Here is an 18,324-nt window from a genome sequence, read left to right on the forward strand (position 1 = left end):
CGATTGATATCCTCACCCCCGCCTGCCGCGCCGCCCCTTCTTTACGTGACTGCTTGCGTCGGCGCAGTCGATACCGAGAATTTCGAGGACTTCATGGAACAGTCGGCTACGGGAGCCGTGACCGAATCGAACGATCGGCGCGAGGCCGCGCCGGAATCGCTGCGCGGTGAACACGCGGCACCGGAGCGGCTGGTGCTGGCCAGGGGCATATTCACCGGCCCGTCGGCCCGGGTGAGCGACGAGCTCTACGCCGTCGTCAAGGGTGGTGCCGCGGTCCGTGAGCGCCTGGCGCTGCACCTGCCCAAGGGCGCCACCGCGCACACCAACACCTACTTCGGCCGCTTCGCCGCCAGCTACTGGCAGCGCTGGACCACCGTCACCGAGGTGACGGCCAGCGCGACCCTCGAGGTCGGGGACAAGGCGAACGTGCGCCTGGTCGCCTCCGACATCGCCGGCCACCGCCGCATCATCGCCTCGCTCGTGGCGACCAGCGGCGGCCGGGTCAGCCTGACCGCCCCGCTCGACCAGTACGTCGACGGCGGCGCGCTGTGGCTCGAGTTCGACGCCATCGGCGGCAGCCTCGACATCACCGACCTCGCCTGGACCGCGCAGGCGCCGGAGAAAGTCCGCCCGGTCGCGATCGCGATCTGTACCTTCAACCGGGCGGAGGACTGCGCGCACACGGTGGCCGCGCTGGCCTCCGACGCGACCGTGCTGGCCGCGATCGACGCCGTCTACGTCGTCGACCAGGGCACCGACCTGGTCGAGAACCGCCCGCTGTTCCAGCAGGTGCGCCCCGACTTCGGCGACAAGCTGCGCTACATCCGCCAGCCCAACCTCGGCGGCGCGGGTGGCTTCACCCGCGGCCTCTACGAGGTGTCGGCCGCCAACGAGCATGCCGACGTCATCCTGATGGACGACGACATCCTCTGCGAGCCCGAGACCGTGCTGCGGTTGCAGGCCTTCGCCAACCTGACCGTCGAGCCGACCCTGGTCGGCGCGCAGATGCTGTTCCTGCTCAATCCCGACTACCTCAACGTCGGCGCGGAGGAGGTGCACCTGCACGAGCTCAAGCACGGGCAGAAGGTGCCCAAGGCACTGCGCAACACCTCCATGCTCAAGAAGAACCAGGAGCGCCGCGTCGACGCCGGCTACAACGCCTGGTGGACCTGCCTGATCCCGGCCGAGGTGGTCGCCAAGATCGGCCTGCCGGTGCCGATCTTCTTCCAGTGGGACGACGTCGAGTACGGCATCCGCGCGCGTGAGCACGGTTTCGTCACCGTCACCCTGCCCAACGCCGCCGTCTGGCACGCCGACTTCTACTGGAAGGACTACGACGACTGGGCGCGCTACTTCTCCACCCGTAACTCGCTCATCGTCGGCGCCCTGCACACCGATCTCGACGCCAAGGCGATCACCAGGGACTTCTTCCGCTATATCGCCGAGCATCTGGTCGGCATGCAGTACGGCCTGGTGCACACCACGCTGCAGGGCATCGAGGACTTCATGAAGGGCCCGAAGGTGCTGCGCGACGGCGGTATCGACGCCCTCGCCGCCGCCCGGGGCACCCGCGGCGACTACCCGGAGACCATCAAGCACCCCGCCGCGACCCCGCCGGTGAACTCCGCCGACATCCAGGTCCGCCGGGCCGGTGGCGAGCCGAGCCGGGTCACGTTGGTGCTGATCAAGCGCGCGATCACCCAGTGGACCGGACGCACCCAGCACGGCCTGATCGGCGTCACCCGCGAGGACGCGCACTGGTGGCACGTCGGCTTGTTCGACCACGTGGTCGTCACCGACGCCTCCCAGTCCGGCGTGCGCGTGCGCCGCCGCGACAAGGCCCGCGCCCGCGCCCTGCTCATCCGCACCTACCGCACCCTGCGCAAGCTCCGCAAGGAACTGCCCGCGCTGCAGGCTGCCTACCGCGACGCGGTGCCCGAGCTGACCAGCCGCGAGAACTGGGCCCGGCTCTACGGGATCGACCCCAGCTGAGTTCGCGCTGATCGTTCGAACGCCGCGCCGGAATTCGTTCCGGCGCGGCGTTTCTCGTCGCCGGGCTCGAGGTCGCCGCGCCGCGACGGCGGGGTCGCGTTTCCGCCGAGACGGGAACAGCCCCGGCGCGATGCCGGGGCTGTTCGCGTGCCTGGAGTCGGTCAGCCGAGCAGGATCAGCAACAACGTCAGCAGGAAGAACACCCCGAGCACCGCGAACGGCAACCACAGGAAGATCACCCCCGGCGTCTTCTGCGGCTCCGACCCGATCGCCCCCTTGAAGAAGACCGCGGCGGGCGACCGGTAGTACACCTTGCTTCCCGGCCCCGGTGTGACGGGAACCTGGATCTCCGCGGGCCCCATATCGAACAGCCACGGCGTCACCACCCGCACGTGGTACTGCCCAGGCCCCACCGGCACATGCGTCTGTCCCCACCGCGCATCCGGTACCGGCTGCCCGTTGACGAAGATCTTCGGCTTCACCAGCGCCAACATGAACGAAGCCCACACATATGACGAATCCACCGTCAAACCAGGCGGATTCGGCCCCGAAGCTCCACCGGCCACCGACTGTCCGGCCCCGCCGCGCGGTGCGTGCCCACCCGACCCGAACTGGCCAGGCGCATGCGGCGGCGGTCCACCGAGTTGCCCTGGTGCCCCTGCGAGCGAGTGGTCGCCGGTGCCGAATCGGCCGGGTTCGCCGTGTGGCGGCTGGCCGAACTGGCCAGGCGCACCGTGTGGTTGGCCGCCCGGACTGAACTGGCCGGGGCCGACCTGGCCGAGCGCATGCGGCGGTGGTCCACCGAGATGCCCTGGTGTGCCTGCGAGCGGCTGGTCACCGGTGCCGAATCGGCTGGGTTCGCCGTGTGGTGGTTGGCCGAAGTGGCCGGGCGCACCAGGGGGTTGGCCGCCGGGACCTGGTTGGCCCGGTGCGGCGTGCGGTGGTTGGGCACCCGGACCGAACTGACCGGGCCCGAACTGGCCCGGGCCGCTGTGCGGGTGCGTACCGCCTGGACCGAACTGGCCCGGTGCCCCCTGGGGTTGGGCGCCGGGGCCGAACGGGGCAGGTCCGCCCAGGGGCGGCCGGGTACCGAGTTGACCCGGTGCACCCGGTGGTTGATTGCTGCCCGGGCGGCGGGGCGGGGCGACCAGTGGCCTGCTCTCCTGGCCGGCCGGTGGCTGATCGTCGGACGGGCTGGAGAAGCCGTCGAAAGAGACTGTGGCCGAAGGGCGGTGTGGCGGTGGAAATTCGGACTCCGCGGCGTCTCCGGGGGTTCGGCTCGGCAGTGCGTCGAGCCGACCGAAGCCGGGTGGCGTGTGCGGTTGCCCGAAGTCGGCATCCTGCGGACGCCCGTGACCTGGTTGTTCACCGAATCCGGGCGGCGGTGGTACCAGCGGATGGCTGGGTGCCGAAACGCCGGGACCTGCGGGCGGTTGGCCGAATCCGGGGCCGCCGGGGCCTGTGGAGGGCTGGCCGGAGCCGGGGATGCCGGGAGGGGGACCGAAGCCAGGGCCGCCGGTGCCGGCGGCAGGCCGACCGAAACCAGGTGCCCCACCCGGCTGCCCGAATCCCGGTGGCGGAGCACCCGGTCCACCGAATCCCGGTGGGGGAGGGCTCGGCCGCGCGTGACCCGGTTGGGGAGTCTCCGGCCCGTTCGCCGACCCCTGGTCGCCGGTCGACGGGCGACCCGGGTCGGGCCGGGGTGTGCCGCTTCCCGATTCGCTGGAATCCGCGGGTCCCGGCTCGTCGGGGCGGTGTGGTGGTGGAAAATCGCCGGGGCTACTCATTCATCCCTCCCGGATAGCGAACCGTGCGCCTGAACCCTACCGCGCTCCTGGACCGCCGTCCGGGCGAGCAGCGACCGGCCGGAACGGACAAGATCACCACGCTCCGGTGCAGTTCGGCACTGGGCCGGCTCGCACACCGGAGCGTGGTGATCATTTGTCCAGGTAGGTCAGCGGCGGCCGCGTTCGCGGTACCGGCGGCGCTGCTCCTTGACGATGGTGCGCCATGCCTGGGCACGTTCTGCGGCCAGGCGTTTGTCGGTGCGGGCCGCCATCCACTCGTTCTCCTTGGCGAGTTTGCGGTAACTCGCCAAGCGGCGTTCGGGCAGCGAACCGTCGGCGAGCGCGGCCAGTACCGCGCACCCCGGCTCGGTCTCGTGCACGCAATCGGCGAAACGGCATTCGGCGGCCAGGGATTCGATATCGCTGAACGTCTTGCCGATGCCCTCGGCCGCGTCGTACAAGCCGATCCCACGCAGACCGGGCGTGTCGATGAGAGTGCCGCCGCCGGGCAACGGCCGCAACTCCCGGTGCACCGTGGTGTGGCGCCCCTTGCCGTCGACCGCGCGAACGGCGTTGGTGGCGAACACCTCCGCGCCGAGCAGGGCGTTGGCGAGGGTCGACTTGCCCGCGCCGGACGGTCCGATCAGCGCCACCGTGCCCGCGAGCAGCGCGGTGAGCACATCGAGCCCCACCTCGGCGGTGGAGCTCACCGCGAGCACCGTCGCACCAGGGGCGACCGCGCGCACCTCGTCGAGCGGGATATCGACCGCCGCATCGGCTTTGGTGAGCACGACGATCGGCTGGGCATTGCTCTCCCAGGCCAGCGCGAGCATGCGCTCGATCCGACCCAGGTCGACGTCACCATCGGCGGCCGTGCAGATCAGCACGGTATCGACATTGGCCGCCAGCACCTGGGCGACCGAACGCCCCGACACCGACGATCGCGTGATCGCCGAACGCCGCGGCAACAGCTGCCGCACCGTTGACTCGGCGTCGAGTCCGACCCAGTCGCCGGTGCACAGACCGGTGATGTCGCGCGGGCAGGCGGCACGCGCGGGCCCGGACGGCGTCACCACATCGCATTCGCTGCGGTCCATCCGGACGATGCGCGCGGGTACGAGTTCGCCGAGCAGCGGCAGGTATTCGGAGGCTACGGCTTCGGTCCAGCCGTAAGGGACGAGACGGTCGTAATCGACCATGGGGGAAAGTCCTTCGTCGGGGCCGAGCCCGACGGCGGGCTCAGCGAGAAGAGTTCGGGGTGGAGTCCACGTCGGCGGTGTGCGCACGCACAGCTCGCCGGGGCACGGCAATCCTCACCACGGACATCCACCTCCTCGTCTCTTCTCGCTGGTCCCCAGACAATGACACATCGCCGCGAACCGCGGCAACCGATTTATTTCGGGTCGGGTTTCCCGAACTGCTCGTTGCGTCCGAGCGAGCGCAGCCGGAACCATTCGCGCAGGCCGGCCGGGTCGCGCCGGGTCACCAGGAAGAACCAGGAGAACCGGATCCACTCCTGCGGCAGCAGCTTGCGCATGCCCGGCTGCGACATCAGATAGCCGCGGTTGCGGTAGGTGAAGTAGCGCTTGACCGGGTCGTCCGGGTACTGGGTGTGCATCCGGCCGCCGAGGATCGGCTTGAACTCCTCGGCGCCGTTGGGGTGCAGGTACGCCGTCTGCAGACAGGTGCCGAACGGCAGCCCGGAGCGGACCAGGCGGCGATGCACCTCCACCTCGTCACCGCGCACGAACAGGCGCAGATCCGGCACCCCGATCAGGTCGACGGCCTTGGCCGAGATCAGCGCGCCGTTGAACAGCGAGGCGATGCCGGGCAGGAAGTCCTCGTCACCGAGCTCCGAGCGCAGCCGCCGCCACACCACACCGCGGCGCAGCGGGAAGGCCAGCCGGTCGGGTTCGTCGATATCGCACACCACCGGCGACACCTCGACGAGGTTGTGCTTGCGCGCGCAATCGAGCAGGGTCGCCAGCACTTCGGGACCGTCCGGGCGGCCGTCGTCGTCGGCCAGCCACACCCAGTCCGCGCCCATGGTGAGCGCGTGCAGCATGCCGAGCGCGAAACCGCCCGCGCCGCCGAGGTTGTGCCGCGACCCCAGGTAGGTGGCCTCGATCGGCTGCTGGGCGACCAGCTCGGCCACCTCGTCCTCGTTGGCGTTGTCGACGACGATCAGGTGATCGATCGGGCGCGACTGCGAGGCCAGCACCTTCAGCGATTCGGCGAGCAGCTCCCGGCGCTTGTGCGTGACGACCACGCCGATGATCCGCGCCCGCGGCCCGGTCTCGGTGTGCAGGTCGGCCGGTTCGGCACCGGCGGGCAGTTCGGCGTCGTCGGGCAGCGCGATCGGTTCGGCGGGCGCCTCGGCCGCTTCGAGACGGTCGGTCACGCTGAACCCACCGGGCACCACCGCCCGATCGCCTTCCTCCTCCGGCCGCTGACCGCTCATGCTCGGGCGGCCTGCGTGGTCACGCTCCGCTTCCTCCTCCGGCCGCTGACCGCTCATGCCTTGTTCTGCTCCAGTTCCTTCTCGCCCGTCGCGCCGGATGCGCCCTCGGTCTCCAGCTCACGCAGCACCTGTGCCACGTGGTTACCCGCGTCGGGACCCTCGTACGCTCGCACGACTTCCTCGATGCCGCCGTGCAGGCGGATCTGGCCGTGGTCGACCCACATCGCGGTGTCGCACAGCTGGGCCAGGAACTCGTTGGAATGGCTGGCGAAGACGAGAATGCCCGAGCGCGCGACCAGCGACTGCAGCCGCGTGCGCGCCTTCTTCATGAACTCCGCGTCGACCGCGCCGATGCCTTCGTCCAGCAGCAGGATCTCGGGGTCGATGGACGTCACCACACCCATCGCCAGCCGGACCCGCATGCCGGTGGAGTAGGTGCGCAGCGGCATCGACAGGTACTCGCCGAGCTCGGTGAAATCGGCGATCTCGTCGATCTTGGACATCATCTGTTTGCGGGTCTGCCCGAGGAACAGGCCGCGGATGATGATGTTCTCGTAGCCGGAGATCTCCGGATCCATGCCGACGCCGAGGTCGAACACCGGCGCCACCCGGCCGCGGATGCGCGCGCTGCCGCGCGAGGGCTCGTAGATCCCCGACAGCAGCCGCAGCAGCGTCGACTTGCCCGCGCCGTTGTGGCCGACCAGCCCGACCCGGTCGCCTTCCTTGAGCGAGAGGTTGATGTCGCGCAGTGCCTCGACGACCACCACATCGGAACTGTTGCGCCCGATCGCGCCGCCCGCCTTACCGAGGAACGCCTTCTTCAGCGACCGCGACTTGGCGTCGAAGATGGGGAACTCGACCCACGCCTGCTGGGTTTCGATACTCACACGGCTCATCGGGGACTGCTCCTAAACCCAGTACGGGACGCGGGCACGGTACTGCTTGAGCGCCAGGATCGCGACGATCCAGCCGACCACTGTGATCGCGCCGACGATCGCCCAGTGGTGCCATTCCGACGGCTCGCCCAGCAGCGGCGCGCGCACGATCTCCAGGTAGTGGAAGGTGGGCACGATCTCGATCAGCTTGGCGCGGTCGCTCATCCCGCCGACCGAGTTCTCCAGCGCCTTGGTCGACCACATGACCGGGGTCAGCACGAACAGCATCAGCGTCATCGAGCCCAGGATCGGGGCGATGTCGCGGTAGCGGGTGGAGAAGATGCCGAACACGATCGACACCCACATGGCGTTGAGGAACAGCAGCAGGATCGCGGGCACGGCCAGCAGCACCGACCAGTTCAGGTCACGCCAGAGCGAGAACGCGACCAACAGCACCGCGTAGATCGCGGCGTTGTGGATGAAGAACAGGAACTGCCGCCAGACCAGCCGGTACACGTGCACGCTCAGCGCCGACGGCAGCTGTTTGATCAGGCCCTCGTTGGCGATGAAGACATCCGAGCCCTCGAGGATCGAGGCGCTGATGACGTTCCAGACGATCAGGCCGATCGTCACGTACGGCAGATACTGGCTGATCGGCTGATCGAGCAGCGTCGAATACAGCAGACCCATCGCCAGCGCCTGCAGGCCGGTCGCGATGGTGATCCAGAACGGGCCGAGCACCGATCGCCGGTACCGCTGCTTGATGTCCTGCCAGCCCAGCGACAGCCACAGCTCGCGCTGATGGAAGCCGTCTCGCATGTCCTTGAAGGCGCGCTGGAAGGTCTGTGAGTCCGACACCATCGGCTCCGCGACCAGCAGGGGCGAATCCGTGGTGTGCTCGGCTTCGGCGATCTCGGCCAGTTCGGCCTCGGTCACCGGGGAATCGTCGTCGGAATGCACGGGGCTCTCTTCGGTACGCGCGTCACTCTGGTCGGAGACCGAATCGGGACGAGCGGCAGCTGCGGGCACGGTCCCCGACCTTACAGTGTTGTTTTCCGGCTGGCGCCGGGTGTTCTCGGCCTCTCGGCCTCGATTCTTCCCTCCTCCGCTCAGTCGCTGCGCTCCTTCGCTCCGTCAGTCCGGAATCGAGGCGGTCGAGAAGGGGAGTGACTTCAACGGTCTACAGGTACTGCCCGCCGCCCACGTGGCCACCGGCCTTCGGATCACCCGCGTGCATGCCCGGCGGCAAGGCGCCCTGACGCATCTGTTCCAGCTGGGCGCGGGCGGCCATCTGCTGGGCGAACAGCGCGGTCTGGATGCCGTGGAACAGGCCCTCGAGCCAGCCGACCAGCTGGGCCTGGGCGATCCGCAGCTCGGCGTCGGAGGGCACCGACTCGTCGGTGAACGGCAGGGTCAGCCGCTCCAGTTCCTCGCGCAGTTCGGGCGCGAGGCCCTGCTCGAGCTCGCGGACCGAGGACTTGTGGATCTCCTTGAGGCGCGACCGGCTGGCGTCGTCGAGCGGAGCCGCCCGCACCTCCTCGAGCAGCTGTTTGATCATGGTGCCGATGCGCATCACCTTGGCGGGCTGCTCGACCATGTCGGCCAGCGACTCACCCGAATCGGCGTCGTCGGTGGCGCTCTGCTCGTCGTCGGGGACGACCTGCCCGGTGAACGTGGCGCCACCGTTCTGGTCGGCGGGCACGGTGAGCGGACGGCCGTCGGGGCCGATCACGACGATGGATTCCGGTACATCCTCCGAGTGCGTCATATCCCCATCATTGCGTGTGTGGCAGGTTCGCGCTAAAACCCCGACGCGGTTACACCGGACCGCCCGCTGCCCTTAAAGTGGCGGGCATGACTTATGACGTCGCGAGGGTTCGGGGCCTGATACCGTCCCTGGGCGACGGCTGGATCCACCTGGACCCGCAGGCGGGGATGCTCGTTCCGGATTCGGTATCGCGTGCCGTGTCAACGGGTTTCCGCACCTCCTCGTTTTCCCATATCGGCCGCCACGGTGCGGCGACCCGCAGCGGTGCGATCCTCGACGCCGCGCGTGAGGCGGTCGCCGATCTGGTCGGGGGAGATCCGGCCGGCGTCGTGCTCGGACCCGATCGCGCGGTGCTGCTGGCCTGGCTGGCGGAATCGCTGAGTTCCCGGCTCGGTCTCGGCACCGGCATCGTGCTGTCCCGGCTCGACGACGAGGCCAATGTGGCCCCGTGGCTGCGCATCGCCAACCGCTACGGCGCGCACGTGCGCTGGGCCGAGGTCGAGATCGAGACCTGCGAGATGCCGTCGTGGCAGTTCGAGGAGCTGATCGGCCCGACCGCGCGGCTGGTCGCGCTCACCGCCGCGTCCCCGATCGTTGGCTCGGCGCCCGCGGTTCGGGTGGCCGCCGACCGGGTGCACGACGTGGGTGGCCTGCTGGTCGCCGACGCGTTCGGCGCGGCTCCGTACGCCCTGATCGATATCGACGAACTCAACGCCGACGTGGTCGCGCTGAGCGCGCCGTCGTGGGGCGGCCCGCAGGTGGGCGCGCTGGTGTTCCGCGATCCGGCCTTCCTCGATCGCATCCCGTCGATGTCGCTCAACCCCTATGCCAAGGGTGCTGAACGGCTCGAGGTCGGCGGCCACCAGTACGCGCTGCTGGCCGGGCTCACCGAGTCGATCGACTTCCTCGCCGGACTCGACGAGCGGGCGCGCGGCACCCGGCGCGAACGGCTCGAGATGTCGATCACCTCGCTGCAGGACTATCACGACCAGCTCTTCGATCACCTCATGCAGGTGCTCGACAAGGTCGACAACCTCACCGTGATCGGCCGTGCCTCCACCCGCATCCCCACCGTCAGTTTCACCATGGCGGGGATGCAGGCGGAGAAGGTGGCGGCAAAGCTGGCCGACAACCGGATCGGCACGGTCAGCGGCGTGCACGGCGGCAGCCGGTTGCTCGACGCGCTGGGGGTCAACGACGAGGGCGGCGCCGTCACCATCGGCTTGGCGCCCTACACGACCCGCTACGAGATCGACCAGCTCGGCCGCGCGCTCAGCGCGCTCGAATAGTCCTCAGTCGCGCACGCGCAGCACGATCTTGCCGAAGGTCTCCGGCGAATCGAGCAGCTCGTGCGCGCGGCCCGCCTCGGTGATCGGCAGCTCGGCGGAGATCACCGGCACCACCTCGCCCGCGGCGATCAGCGGCCACAGCCGCTCGCGCACCGCCGCGACGACCTCGGCCTTGCTGCCCGCGCCGACGCGTGGCCGGTTGCGCACGTTCGTCGCGTGCACCGTGCCCCACTTGCCCAGCAGCGTGGCCAGATTCAGCTTCCCGGCCACGCCGCCCTGCATCCCGATGACCACCAGCTGACCGTGCGCCGCCAGCGCCTCCACATTGCGTTCCAGGTACAGCGCGCCCATGTTGTCGAGGATGATGTCGGCGCCGGAACCACCGGCCTGCGACGGCTCGGCCGCGACCACCGCGACGAAGTCCTGCGTCTTGTAATCGATCAGCAGCTCGGCCCCCAGCTCGGCGCACTTGGCCAGCTTCTCGGCCGAGCCCGCCGTCACCGCCACCCGCGCCCCGAGGCTGCGGGCCACCTGGATCGCGTGCGTCCCGATCCCGCCGCCGCCACCGTGGATCAGCACCAGCTGCCCGGACCGCAGCCCGGCCGTCATCACCAGGTTCGACCACACCGTCGTCGCCACCTCGGGCAACCCCGCCGCCGCCACCGGATCGAGCCCGTCCGGAATCGGCAACAGCTGGGTGGCAGGCACCGCGACCAGTTCGGCATAGCCGCCACCGGACAGCAGCGCGCACACCCGATCCCCGATCCGCCACTCCCGCACGCCCTCCCCGAGCGCGACGATCGTCCCCGAACACTCCAGCCCCGGCACCGAACTCGCGTCGGCGGGCGGCGGATAGAACCCCCGCCGCTGCAACACATCGGCCCGATTCACCCCGGCCGCGATGACCTCGATCAACACCTCGCCGGGCCCCGGCTCCGGATCGACCGTGACGGTCCACTCCAGCACCTCCGGCCCGCCGAACCCGTTCAACTCGATTGCCTGCATGGGGTGGTTCCACCTCTCCGCGACCTCGGCCGGACACCGGACGCGCGCCGCGCGTCCGCTACGATCTCACTCTAGGGAGACGTGGCAGAGCGGCCGAATGCACTCGCCTTGAAAGCGAGCGTCGCGAGAGCGACCGGGGGTTCAAATCCCTCCGTCTCCGCCAATCCGGTTGGTGGGCACCGCCTGTTCTTCTCGCTGACGCCGCCGATCCGGTCGCACAGGACGTGGAACCGCATCGGCCCATCCCTACTGTCGGGCGCACGGTCGACAACAGCACAGTCCTGGTGATCGGGGCGATCGGTCACGTCACGGTCGGCCGATGCTCTCGGCGGCGACCGCGGAGTTCGTCGTCGCCATGATCGCCGAACGCGCGCGCGGGACCGTGCTGCTGTCCACGGCCGCGATCCGCGATGACGTGGACGAGCAGCTCATCCGATCGGCGCCGCGCACGCGATCGTCGAACGGCCGATCCTCGAATCGGGTCGTTGACGACCCGGGCCGAATTCAGCCGGCCTCGTCCCAGGCCTGGATGGACGTCTGGTCGACGATGCGGCCGTCGCGGATGTCGGCCATCGAGTGGACCAGGACCCGGGTTCCGTCGGGGTAGCGGCAGGATTCGACGAAGGCGACGTGGTCGCCGTCCATCAGGACGCTTTCCAGTTTGTGGGTCATCTCCCGCGAGCACACGTCGGCGAACATCTCGCTGATCGCCGAACGTCCGTGCAGCACACGGGGATGGCTGGGCTGGTCGTTGTGGTCGACCATCCGGATCTCGGCGTCGTCGCCGTACAGTGCCAGCAATGTGGTCGCGTCGCGGCCTTCGATGCCACGGCGCAGTGCTTCGGCATCGAATCCCGAACTGGATGCGGTGCTCATCTCGGTCTCCCTCGCTCGTCGCCCAACGAGCCGGACCAGGGCGATTCGGCCCGTAATCCAGCACATTACGCCCGCGGACCGGCCTGCGGAACGCCCCGAGATCAGCCGACCGGAGCGGCCCGTTTGGCGATGGCCGTGATCGGCACCGGCTCGACGCGTTCGATCCCGTCGAGCGCGCCGAGCCGCTCGGTGAGGTAGTCGAACAGGGTGTCGGCGTCGCGGCACACCACGATCGCGATCAGGTTCGCGGTCCCGGTGGTCCCACCCACGAACGCGGCCTCCGGATGCGCCGACAGGGCCCGCGCGACGGCCACGAGCCGGGCGGGCGCGACCGTCAGCCACAGTGCCGTCTGCACCGGGAAACCGAGCACCGCCGCATCGATCTCCACATCGAAGCGCAGCACGCGCTGCCTGCGCAGCTCGTCCACCCGGCGCCGGACCGCGGACTCCGACCAGTCGACCGCGCGCGCCAGCCGCGCGTAGTCGGCGCGGCCGTCGACGGCGAGGGCGGGCAGCAGGCGCCGATCGAGTTCGGTCATCGTGATCGTGTCCGGCCGCTCGGCCAGCGCCGGTGCCAGTGCGCTGACCTGCTCGGATGTCAGCGCCGACGTCCGGCCCTGCCAGCGCCGATCGGTCAGATGCCGCAGCAGCCGCTGCACCTGGACCGACTCGACTTGCGGATGCCTGGCCAGCGCGTCCAGCGGCACCGTGGCGTCGGCGCCGACATGGAAGAAGCTGCTGATCTCGGCACCGCCGGCGAGCACGCTCACCCACGAGGTGTCCGGCCTGCGGGCGAGTGCTCGCGCCAGCGCGTCCGCGCCGCCGGGCCGCACCCGGATCCGGACCAGCCACTCGGCGTGGCCGACCAGGCCGGTGGCGGCGATGCCGGTGACCCGCGCCAGCCCGTGGGCGCGCAGCCGCGCGAACCGCCGCGCCACCGTCCGGTCGGCGACATCGAGCACCTCGCCGATCCGGCGGAACGAAGCCCGGCCGTCGACCTGCAAGGCGTGCAGCAGCCCCAGATCGACCGCGTCGAGCCTGACCGAATCCACCAGATCAGCGTAGGTCGTGTCGGATTCCGGCGCAGCGGGCGCGGATCGGCGACATCGCCCCCGGCCGGACCCACGATCGACGCATGACAGCAGACATCGACGGCATCCACCACGTCGGCATCCTCACCCGCGATCTCGACGGCCTCGAGCGCCGCTACCGTTCGCTCGGCTTCACCCTCACTCCGCGCTCGCGCCACCTGCTCGCCGCCGGGCCGGGGGAGTCGCCGGTCGCCGGCTGCACCGCGAACCTGTGCGCGGTCTTCGACGACTCCTATCTCGAGCTGCTCGGCATCGTCGACGAATCCGCGCCCGACCCGTGGCACACCAGGGCGATGGCCGACGAGTACGAGGGGCTGCGCCTGCTCAACCTGGAGACCTCGGACGCCGAGAAGGCCGACCGTCGCCTGACCGAGGCCGGGTTACGCACGTCCGGGGTCCTCGACCTCGAACGCCCGGTCGACACCCTGGACGGCCCACGCACCCTGCGGGCCCGCGCCGTCCACGTCGACCCGCGCGCGACCCCCGAGACCTACCTCGGCGTCGCCCAGCACCTGACCCGCGACTACGTCCACCAACCGCGCTATCTGCGGCACCCGAACGGCGCCCGCGGCCTCGGCTCGGCGCTGTGTGTCGTCGACGACGCCGCCTTCGCCACCGTCGTCGACCGCTATCGGCGCGTCCTGGACCGCGTGCCCGACCAGGAGGGCCCGCTGACCATGTTCTCCGTCGGGCCCGCGCGGCTCGAATTCGTCCGGGCGAGCGACGCGGACGAACTCCTGCCCGGCGAACCGGCGCCCGCCGCCTCCTACCCGGCCGCCCTGACCATCCGCGTCGACGACGTCGTCGCGGCCCGCGACCTCGTCGACGACGCGGGCACCCCGACCAGCCCGACCGCCGACGGCTTCGTCGTCTCCGCCACGGACGCCTACGGCGCCTGCCTCTTCTTCACCGCCTGAGGAGCCACCCTCTGCTGTTGAGCTCGTCTTCCACACGGACCAGCGGGGCGGGCGACGAAGTCGTGGCCGAGTCGGTGCGGAACAGCCCGGTGAACGACTCGCGGCCGCCCACCGGAGCGGGCGGCCGCGAGCTGGTTGGCACCCAGGTCAGCGCGCGGTGCGCGGCGGATCGTCGTCGAAGCCCTCGGTGTCCACGCGTTCCTTGCGAACGGTGCCGGACACGGTCTGCTCGTCCTCGACCTCGTCGACCGCCAGCCGGACCCGTTCCACCGGGACGGCTTCGGTCTCCACCCGCACCCGGTCGGCGTGCAGGGTCACCTCACGCTCGTCGTCACCGATCTCGACCCCGCGCTCGCCCCGATCGGTGATCGGTTCGCGCTCGACGCGGACTTCCTCGTGACTCGTCGGGACGCGCACGTTCTGTTCCTCGGTGACCACGTACTTGCGCAGCCGGGCGGTGCCGACGGTCTCGCGCTCGGTATCCACCCGGAGCTGTTCCTCCGAGCGGATCATCGACTCACCGCCGATCCCGGGGTTGCCGTGGGTCAGCGGCTCCTCGTCGCCCGCACGAATCTGCTGGCGGCCGTAGGTATCCCATGCTTGACCTTGCCGATCTTCTCGCCCCGCTCGTCGTACGCGGTGGCGCCGATCAACGAATCCAATGTCGCTCTGCTCATGATGATCCTCCTACCTGACGCGGAGGTCGCCCGATTCCGGCCGCATCGGGTCGGCGGGCGGCTCCGCTGGGTTGTCGTGATCGCTCTTTCGCAGCATCCGGCGTAGCCAGATCAGCTACTTCGAAGCAAATACCCGAGTCGATCTTCGGCAAACAACCCCCGGTCGAGGCGGCATCGGCGTTCGGCGCACGAGCGTCGCTAGCGTTCGCCCGGCCGCTCCCGCTTGACGAAGTTGGGACGGATGTCCATGTCGGGTTCGTCGTAATAGCGATGGAAGGTGGGGGTCAGGCCCGAGGAGATCGGCGGGTTGATCCAGCTCCAGTCGGTGGGGCAGCGTCGGCCCGCCGCCTCCTCGCGCTGGACGTGATCACAGAACTGTTTGGCGACGGTGTGGTGGTCGACCATGTGCACGCCCGAGGTCCGGAAGCTGTGCAGTACCGCGTGATTCAGCTCGATCAGCGCCTTGTCGCGCCACAGCGTGCGCACCGAGGAGGTGTCGAGCTCCATCATGTCGGCGATCAGCGGCAACATGTTGTAGCGATCGGTGTCGCTGAGGTTGCGCGCGCCGATCTCGGTGCCGACGTACCAGCCGTTGAACGGGGCGAACGGGTAGGTGATGCCGCCTACCTCGAGGTCCATGTTCGACACCGCCGGTAGCGCATGCCATTTCAGCCCGAGGGTGGCGAACCACGGGTAGTCGGGGTGAACCAGATCGACCTCGCGGACCAGCTCGCGCGGCACATCGAAGTACTGCAGGTCCTCGTCGGGCGTGCTGATGAGCACGGGCAGCACGTCGAACGGGGTGCGCGCGCCGCGCCAGCCCAGCGCCATCGCCTGCTCGGTGGCGGCGATGTTGGCCGGATCGCCGGTGACGGTGCCGTCGCCGTTGGGATAGCCCGCGTAACGGATCAGCTGCGAGCTCACGATGCGGTACTCCCCACCGCCGGGCTCGAGCTGCGGGCCGACTGTGATCATCGACTGGATCGCACCGCCGTTGGTGGCCAGGCGCAGATGCTGCCAGCAAGCCTCGGAAAGCTCTCGCGCGGAAGTAACTCGGCGCGCGTCCAGCAGTTTGAGCGACCGCCAATGCTTGCGCCCGACACAGCGCGCGTGATTGCGCCACGCCAGTTTGGCGCCGATCAGGATCTCCTCGGCGGTCTGCCGATAGGTGCCGGTTTCGCGCAGTTCGGCGAGCGCGCCGAGCCGGCGCTGGGTGGGTAGATGACCCAGTTCGGGATTGCGGAAGAACTCGTCGCATTCGCGTAGCCGACGCTCGAGGTCGGTGGCAGGCGGTGCGGCGACGACGGTGTCACCGGCCGAAGTGACTGGGGTGGAGCCTTTTTCGCAGACAGCAGGGCGAGAACGTTGGTTCACGGTACATCTCCGGTCGGGCAGCAGGGTGCAGGGCCGTGCGGGCGTACCCGGGATGCGGGGTATTCGCCCGCCGAGAACACGCTGCTCGACCGGTGGCGCGCGCCGACCAGGTAATCGGTCGAGCGTCGCCGCATGCATAGTCGTCCTGTTCGAACACCGAGATTCGCTGCGAGCCAGCCTACGACCGGTGTGCTGGCGGTGTGCTCGAAATCGCGGTAATCCCACCACGACTGGCGTCAAGGCATGCTGACGGTGTGCTGACCTAACGGAATCGGGCGGCGGTCTCCGGTGCGGTGGCGAACGCGAGGAATTGCTCGTTCTCGTGCGGGTCGCCGATCGTGACCCGCACGCCGTCCCCGGCGAACGGCCGCACCAGCACGCCGGCGGCCGCGCTGGCCTCGGCGAAGGCGGTGGTGCGCTCGCCCAGTGGCAGCCACACGAAGTTGGCCTCGCTCGACGGCACCTGGTAGCCGGCCGCCAGCAGCGCGTCGCGCACCTGGTGGCGCTGGGCGACCAGCACGTCGGTCCGGTCGAGCAACTCGCCACGGGCTTCCAGCGAGGCGATCGCGGCCGCCTGCGCCACCCGGTTCACGCTGAACGGGATGTGCACCTTCAGCAGGGCGGTGATCACCTCGGGATCACCGACGGCGTAGCCGACCCGCAGGCCCGCCAGGCCGTAGGCCTTCGAGAAGGTGCGCAGCACCACGACATTCGGTCGGGTGCGGCCGATCTCGACGCCGTCGGGACGGGTCTCGGGGGTCAGCCGGAGGTACTCGTAGTAGGCCTCGTCCAGCACGACGAGCACGTGCGCGGGCACCCGGTCCAGGAACCGCTCCAGCTCGGCGCGTCCGTGCGCGGTGCCGGTGGGATTGTTCGGGTTGCAGACGAAGATCAGCTTGGTGCGTTCGGTGACCGCGTCGGCCATCGCGTCCAGGTCGTGCAGGTGGCCCTCGGCCAGCGGCACCGGCACCGCGGTGGCGTTGCCCACCTGGGTGACGATCGGGTACGCCTCGAACGAGCGCCAAGCGAAGACCACCTCGTCGGTCGGCGCGCCACAGGTGATCTGCACGAGTTCCTGGCACAGCGCGACGCTGCCGCAGCCGACCGCCACATTCGCGACCGTGACGCCGAGGAAGTCCGCCAGGGCGGCTCGCAGCTCGGTGACCTGGTTGTCCGGGTACCGGTTGGCCTGCTCGGCCGATTCCGCGATCGCCTTCGCCGCGCTCGGCAGCGGCCCGAAGGTCGTCTCGTTCGACGCGAGCTTCACCGTATCGGGGTGGTTACGGCCGGGAACGTAGGCCGGGATGGTGGCGAGGTCGGGCCGGATGTGCGCTGTCACGCCTCCACCCTACGGTGACGCGTCATATCGGTGCGCGCCGCCGCCGATCAGCTCTACCCAACCGCTGTTTCGCCGCCTACGCTGGGTTTATGTCGGGGACCTACGACGATGTCGCCCCACTCAGGTCGGTGGAGCTCACCGCCGTGGCGGGTGGCGCCGAAACGGCAGCCGTCGCCACGCGGACGGCTGTGCCCATCACCGTGGTCGAGCCCGAGCGAGTCGCCCGCGGCGGCATCGTGGTCCTGCACGAATCCCGGGAGTTCTCGCCCCAGCTGCTGGACCTGATGCGGTCGCTGGCCTTCGATGGCTGGATCGTCGTCGCGCCGCACCTTTTCGACCGGATCGCCGACGACCAGGTCACCGAGGTCTTCGGCGACGAGCTCTTCGACGACTTCGACGCCGGCTTCGACTGGCTCACTCGCCGCGGCGTCTTCCCCGACACCATCGGCGTGCTGGGCTTCGACACCGCGGGCACCGCCGCCTTCCTCGTCGCCACCAACCGTCCGATCGGCGCCGCGGTGAGCGTGGGTGCCCCCGGCATCACCGAGCCGCTCCCGGATCAGGACACCGCCCTGGTCGACATCGCCGCCGCGTTGCAGGCGCCGTGGCTCGGCCTGTTCGGCGCCGACGATCCGGCCACCCCGCCCGACGCCGTCGAGCGGCTCCGCGACGAGGCCGCCCGAGCGAATGTGGCCAGTCTCACCATCACCTATCCCGGCCTCAGTCACCGCGCCGACCGCCCCGATCCGGACGACGACGCGGCCAACGCCATTCGGATCGATTCCCAGACCCGGATCTACGACTGGTTCGACAGCAACTTACGGTAGTTGACCAGGCGTTTTGGACTACATGAACTGCTCGTGTAATCTTCAT

17 protein-coding genes and 1 tRNA gene are annotated in these 18,324 nt (G+C 69.7%); 5 read left to right on the forward strand and 13 right to left on the reverse strand.

All coding sequences use genetic code 11. The annotated features are described in order from the left end of the window. Nucleotides 1-93 precede the first annotated feature (93 nt). Nucleotides 94-1,992, forward strand: coding sequence for a glycosyltransferase (locus ATM97_RS28380; protein WP_218721260.1), 1,899 nt, complete (start codon nucleotides 94-96; stop codon nucleotides 1,990-1,992). A gap of 161 nt (nucleotides 1,993-2,153) precedes the next feature. Here the strand turns inward: ATM97_RS28380 and ATM97_RS28385 are convergent, their stop codons facing one another. The 6 genes from ATM97_RS28385 to ATM97_RS28410 all read right to left on the reverse strand — a co-directional run bounded on the left by ATM97_RS28385 (nucleotide 2,154) and on the right by ATM97_RS28410 (nucleotide 8,883). Further along, the gene (locus tag ATM97_RS28385) at nucleotides 2,154-2,486 is read right to left on the reverse strand and encodes a hypothetical protein (protein ID WP_218721341.1); all 333 of its coding nucleotides are present in this window, start codon (nucleotides 2,484-2,486) and stop codon (nucleotides 2,154-2,156) included. A 1,460-nt stretch (nucleotides 2,487-3,946) separates the two neighbouring features. Further along, the gene (gene rsgA / locus ATM97_RS28390; RefSeq protein WP_218721261.1) at nucleotides 3,947-4,978 is read right to left on the reverse strand and encodes a ribosome small subunit-dependent GTPase A; all 1,032 of its coding nucleotides are present in this window, start codon (nucleotides 4,976-4,978) and stop codon (nucleotides 3,947-3,949) included. A 194-nt stretch (nucleotides 4,979-5,172) separates the two neighbouring features. Further along, nucleotides 5,173-6,240 (reverse strand): glycosyltransferase, encoded by a 1,068-nt coding sequence (locus tag ATM97_RS28395; protein WP_255588580.1) that lies wholly within the window; start codon nucleotides 6,238-6,240, stop codon nucleotides 5,173-5,175. Between the two features lie 53 nt (nucleotides 6,241-6,293). Continuing rightward, nucleotides 6,294-7,136 carry an ABC transporter ATP-binding protein gene (locus ATM97_RS28400; RefSeq protein ID WP_218721262.1) on the reverse strand — a complete coding sequence of 281 codons (843 nt, stop codon included), beginning with the start codon at nucleotides 7,134-7,136 and terminating at the stop codon, nucleotides 6,294-6,296. A gap of 12 nt (nucleotides 7,137-7,148) precedes the next feature. Continuing rightward, nucleotides 7,149-7,976, reverse strand: coding sequence for an ABC transporter permease (locus ATM97_RS28405; RefSeq protein ID WP_218721343.1), 828 nt, complete (start codon nucleotides 7,974-7,976; stop codon nucleotides 7,149-7,151). Nucleotides 7,977-8,295: 319 nt separating this feature from the next. Then, nucleotides 8,296-8,883, reverse strand: a complete 588-nt coding sequence (locus ATM97_RS28410; protein ID WP_218721263.1) for a bacterial proteasome activator family protein — start codon at nucleotides 8,881-8,883, stop codon at nucleotides 8,296-8,298. Between the two features lie 86 nt (nucleotides 8,884-8,969). On the opposite strand from ATM97_RS28410, the gene ATM97_RS28415 reads away from it, so the two are divergent. Further along, nucleotides 8,970-10,172, forward strand: coding sequence for a cysteine desulfurase-like protein (locus tag ATM97_RS28415; protein ID WP_218721264.1), 1,203 nt, complete (start codon nucleotides 8,970-8,972; stop codon nucleotides 10,170-10,172). Between the two features lie 3 nt (nucleotides 10,173-10,175). Here the strand turns inward: ATM97_RS28415 and ATM97_RS28420 are convergent, their stop codons facing one another. Further along, nucleotides 10,176-11,177 (reverse strand): NAD(P)H-quinone oxidoreductase, encoded by a 1,002-nt coding sequence (locus ATM97_RS28420; RefSeq protein WP_218721265.1) that lies wholly within the window; start codon nucleotides 11,175-11,177, stop codon nucleotides 10,176-10,178. Nucleotides 11,178-11,252: 75 nt separating this feature from the next. Between ATM97_RS28420 and ATM97_RS28425 the strand changes: the two genes are divergently transcribed. After that, nucleotides 11,253-11,340 (forward strand) — tRNA-Ser (locus ATM97_RS28425). A 341-nt stretch (nucleotides 11,341-11,681) separates the two neighbouring features. Here the strand turns inward: ATM97_RS28425 and ATM97_RS28430 are convergent. Together ATM97_RS28430 and ATM97_RS28435 are read right to left on the reverse strand one after the other, a co-directional pair. Then, nucleotides 11,682-12,053, reverse strand: coding sequence for a nuclear transport factor 2 family protein (locus ATM97_RS28430; RefSeq protein ID WP_218721266.1), 372 nt, complete (start codon nucleotides 12,051-12,053; stop codon nucleotides 11,682-11,684). A 101-nt stretch (nucleotides 12,054-12,154) separates the two neighbouring features. Next, on the reverse strand, nucleotides 12,155-13,105 hold the full coding sequence (locus tag ATM97_RS28435) for an Lrp/AsnC family transcriptional regulator (protein WP_218721267.1): 951 nt from the start codon (nucleotides 13,103-13,105) through the stop codon (nucleotides 12,155-12,157). An 83-nt stretch (nucleotides 13,106-13,188) separates the two neighbouring features. On the opposite strand from ATM97_RS28435, the gene ATM97_RS28440 reads away from it, so the two are divergent. Next, nucleotides 13,189-14,061, forward strand: a complete 873-nt coding sequence (locus ATM97_RS28440; protein ID WP_218721268.1) for a VOC family protein — start codon at nucleotides 13,189-13,191, stop codon at nucleotides 14,059-14,061. Nucleotides 14,062-14,208: 147 nt separating this feature from the next. On the opposite strand, the gene ATM97_RS28445 is transcribed toward ATM97_RS28440, so the two are convergent. The 4 genes from ATM97_RS28445 to hisC all read right to left on the reverse strand — a co-directional run bounded on the left by ATM97_RS28445 (nucleotide 14,209) and on the right by hisC (nucleotide 17,451). Beyond that, nucleotides 14,209-14,574, reverse strand: a complete 366-nt coding sequence (locus ATM97_RS28445) for a YsnF/AvaK domain-containing protein (RefSeq protein ID WP_218721269.1) — start codon at nucleotides 14,572-14,574, stop codon at nucleotides 14,209-14,211. A gap of 32 nt (nucleotides 14,575-14,606) precedes the next feature. Continuing rightward, the gene (locus ATM97_RS28450) at nucleotides 14,607-14,738 is read right to left on the reverse strand and encodes a PRC-barrel domain-containing protein (protein WP_218721270.1); all 132 of its coding nucleotides are present in this window, start codon (nucleotides 14,736-14,738) and stop codon (nucleotides 14,607-14,609) included. A 198-nt stretch (nucleotides 14,739-14,936) separates the two neighbouring features. Then, nucleotides 14,937-16,112 (reverse strand): nitric oxide synthase oxygenase, encoded by a 1,176-nt coding sequence (locus ATM97_RS28455; protein WP_218721271.1) that lies wholly within the window; start codon nucleotides 16,110-16,112, stop codon nucleotides 14,937-14,939. A gap of 262 nt (nucleotides 16,113-16,374) precedes the next feature. Further along, nucleotides 16,375-17,451, reverse strand: coding sequence for a histidinol-phosphate transaminase (hisC, locus tag ATM97_RS28460; RefSeq protein ID WP_218721272.1), 1,077 nt, complete (start codon nucleotides 17,449-17,451; stop codon nucleotides 16,375-16,377). Nucleotides 17,452-17,540: 89 nt separating this feature from the next. On the opposite strand from hisC, the gene ATM97_RS28465 reads away from it, so the two are divergent. Beyond that, nucleotides 17,541-18,278, forward strand: a complete 738-nt coding sequence (locus ATM97_RS28465; RefSeq protein WP_218721273.1) for a dienelactone hydrolase family protein — start codon at nucleotides 17,541-17,543, stop codon at nucleotides 18,276-18,278. The last annotated feature ends 46 nt before the right edge of the window (nucleotides 18,279-18,324 follow it).

It is taken from the genome of Nocardia sp. MH4 (genome assembly GCF_019266065.1).
Taxonomy (GTDB): Bacteria; Actinomycetota; Actinomycetes; order Mycobacteriales; family Mycobacteriaceae; genus Nocardia; species Nocardia canadensis.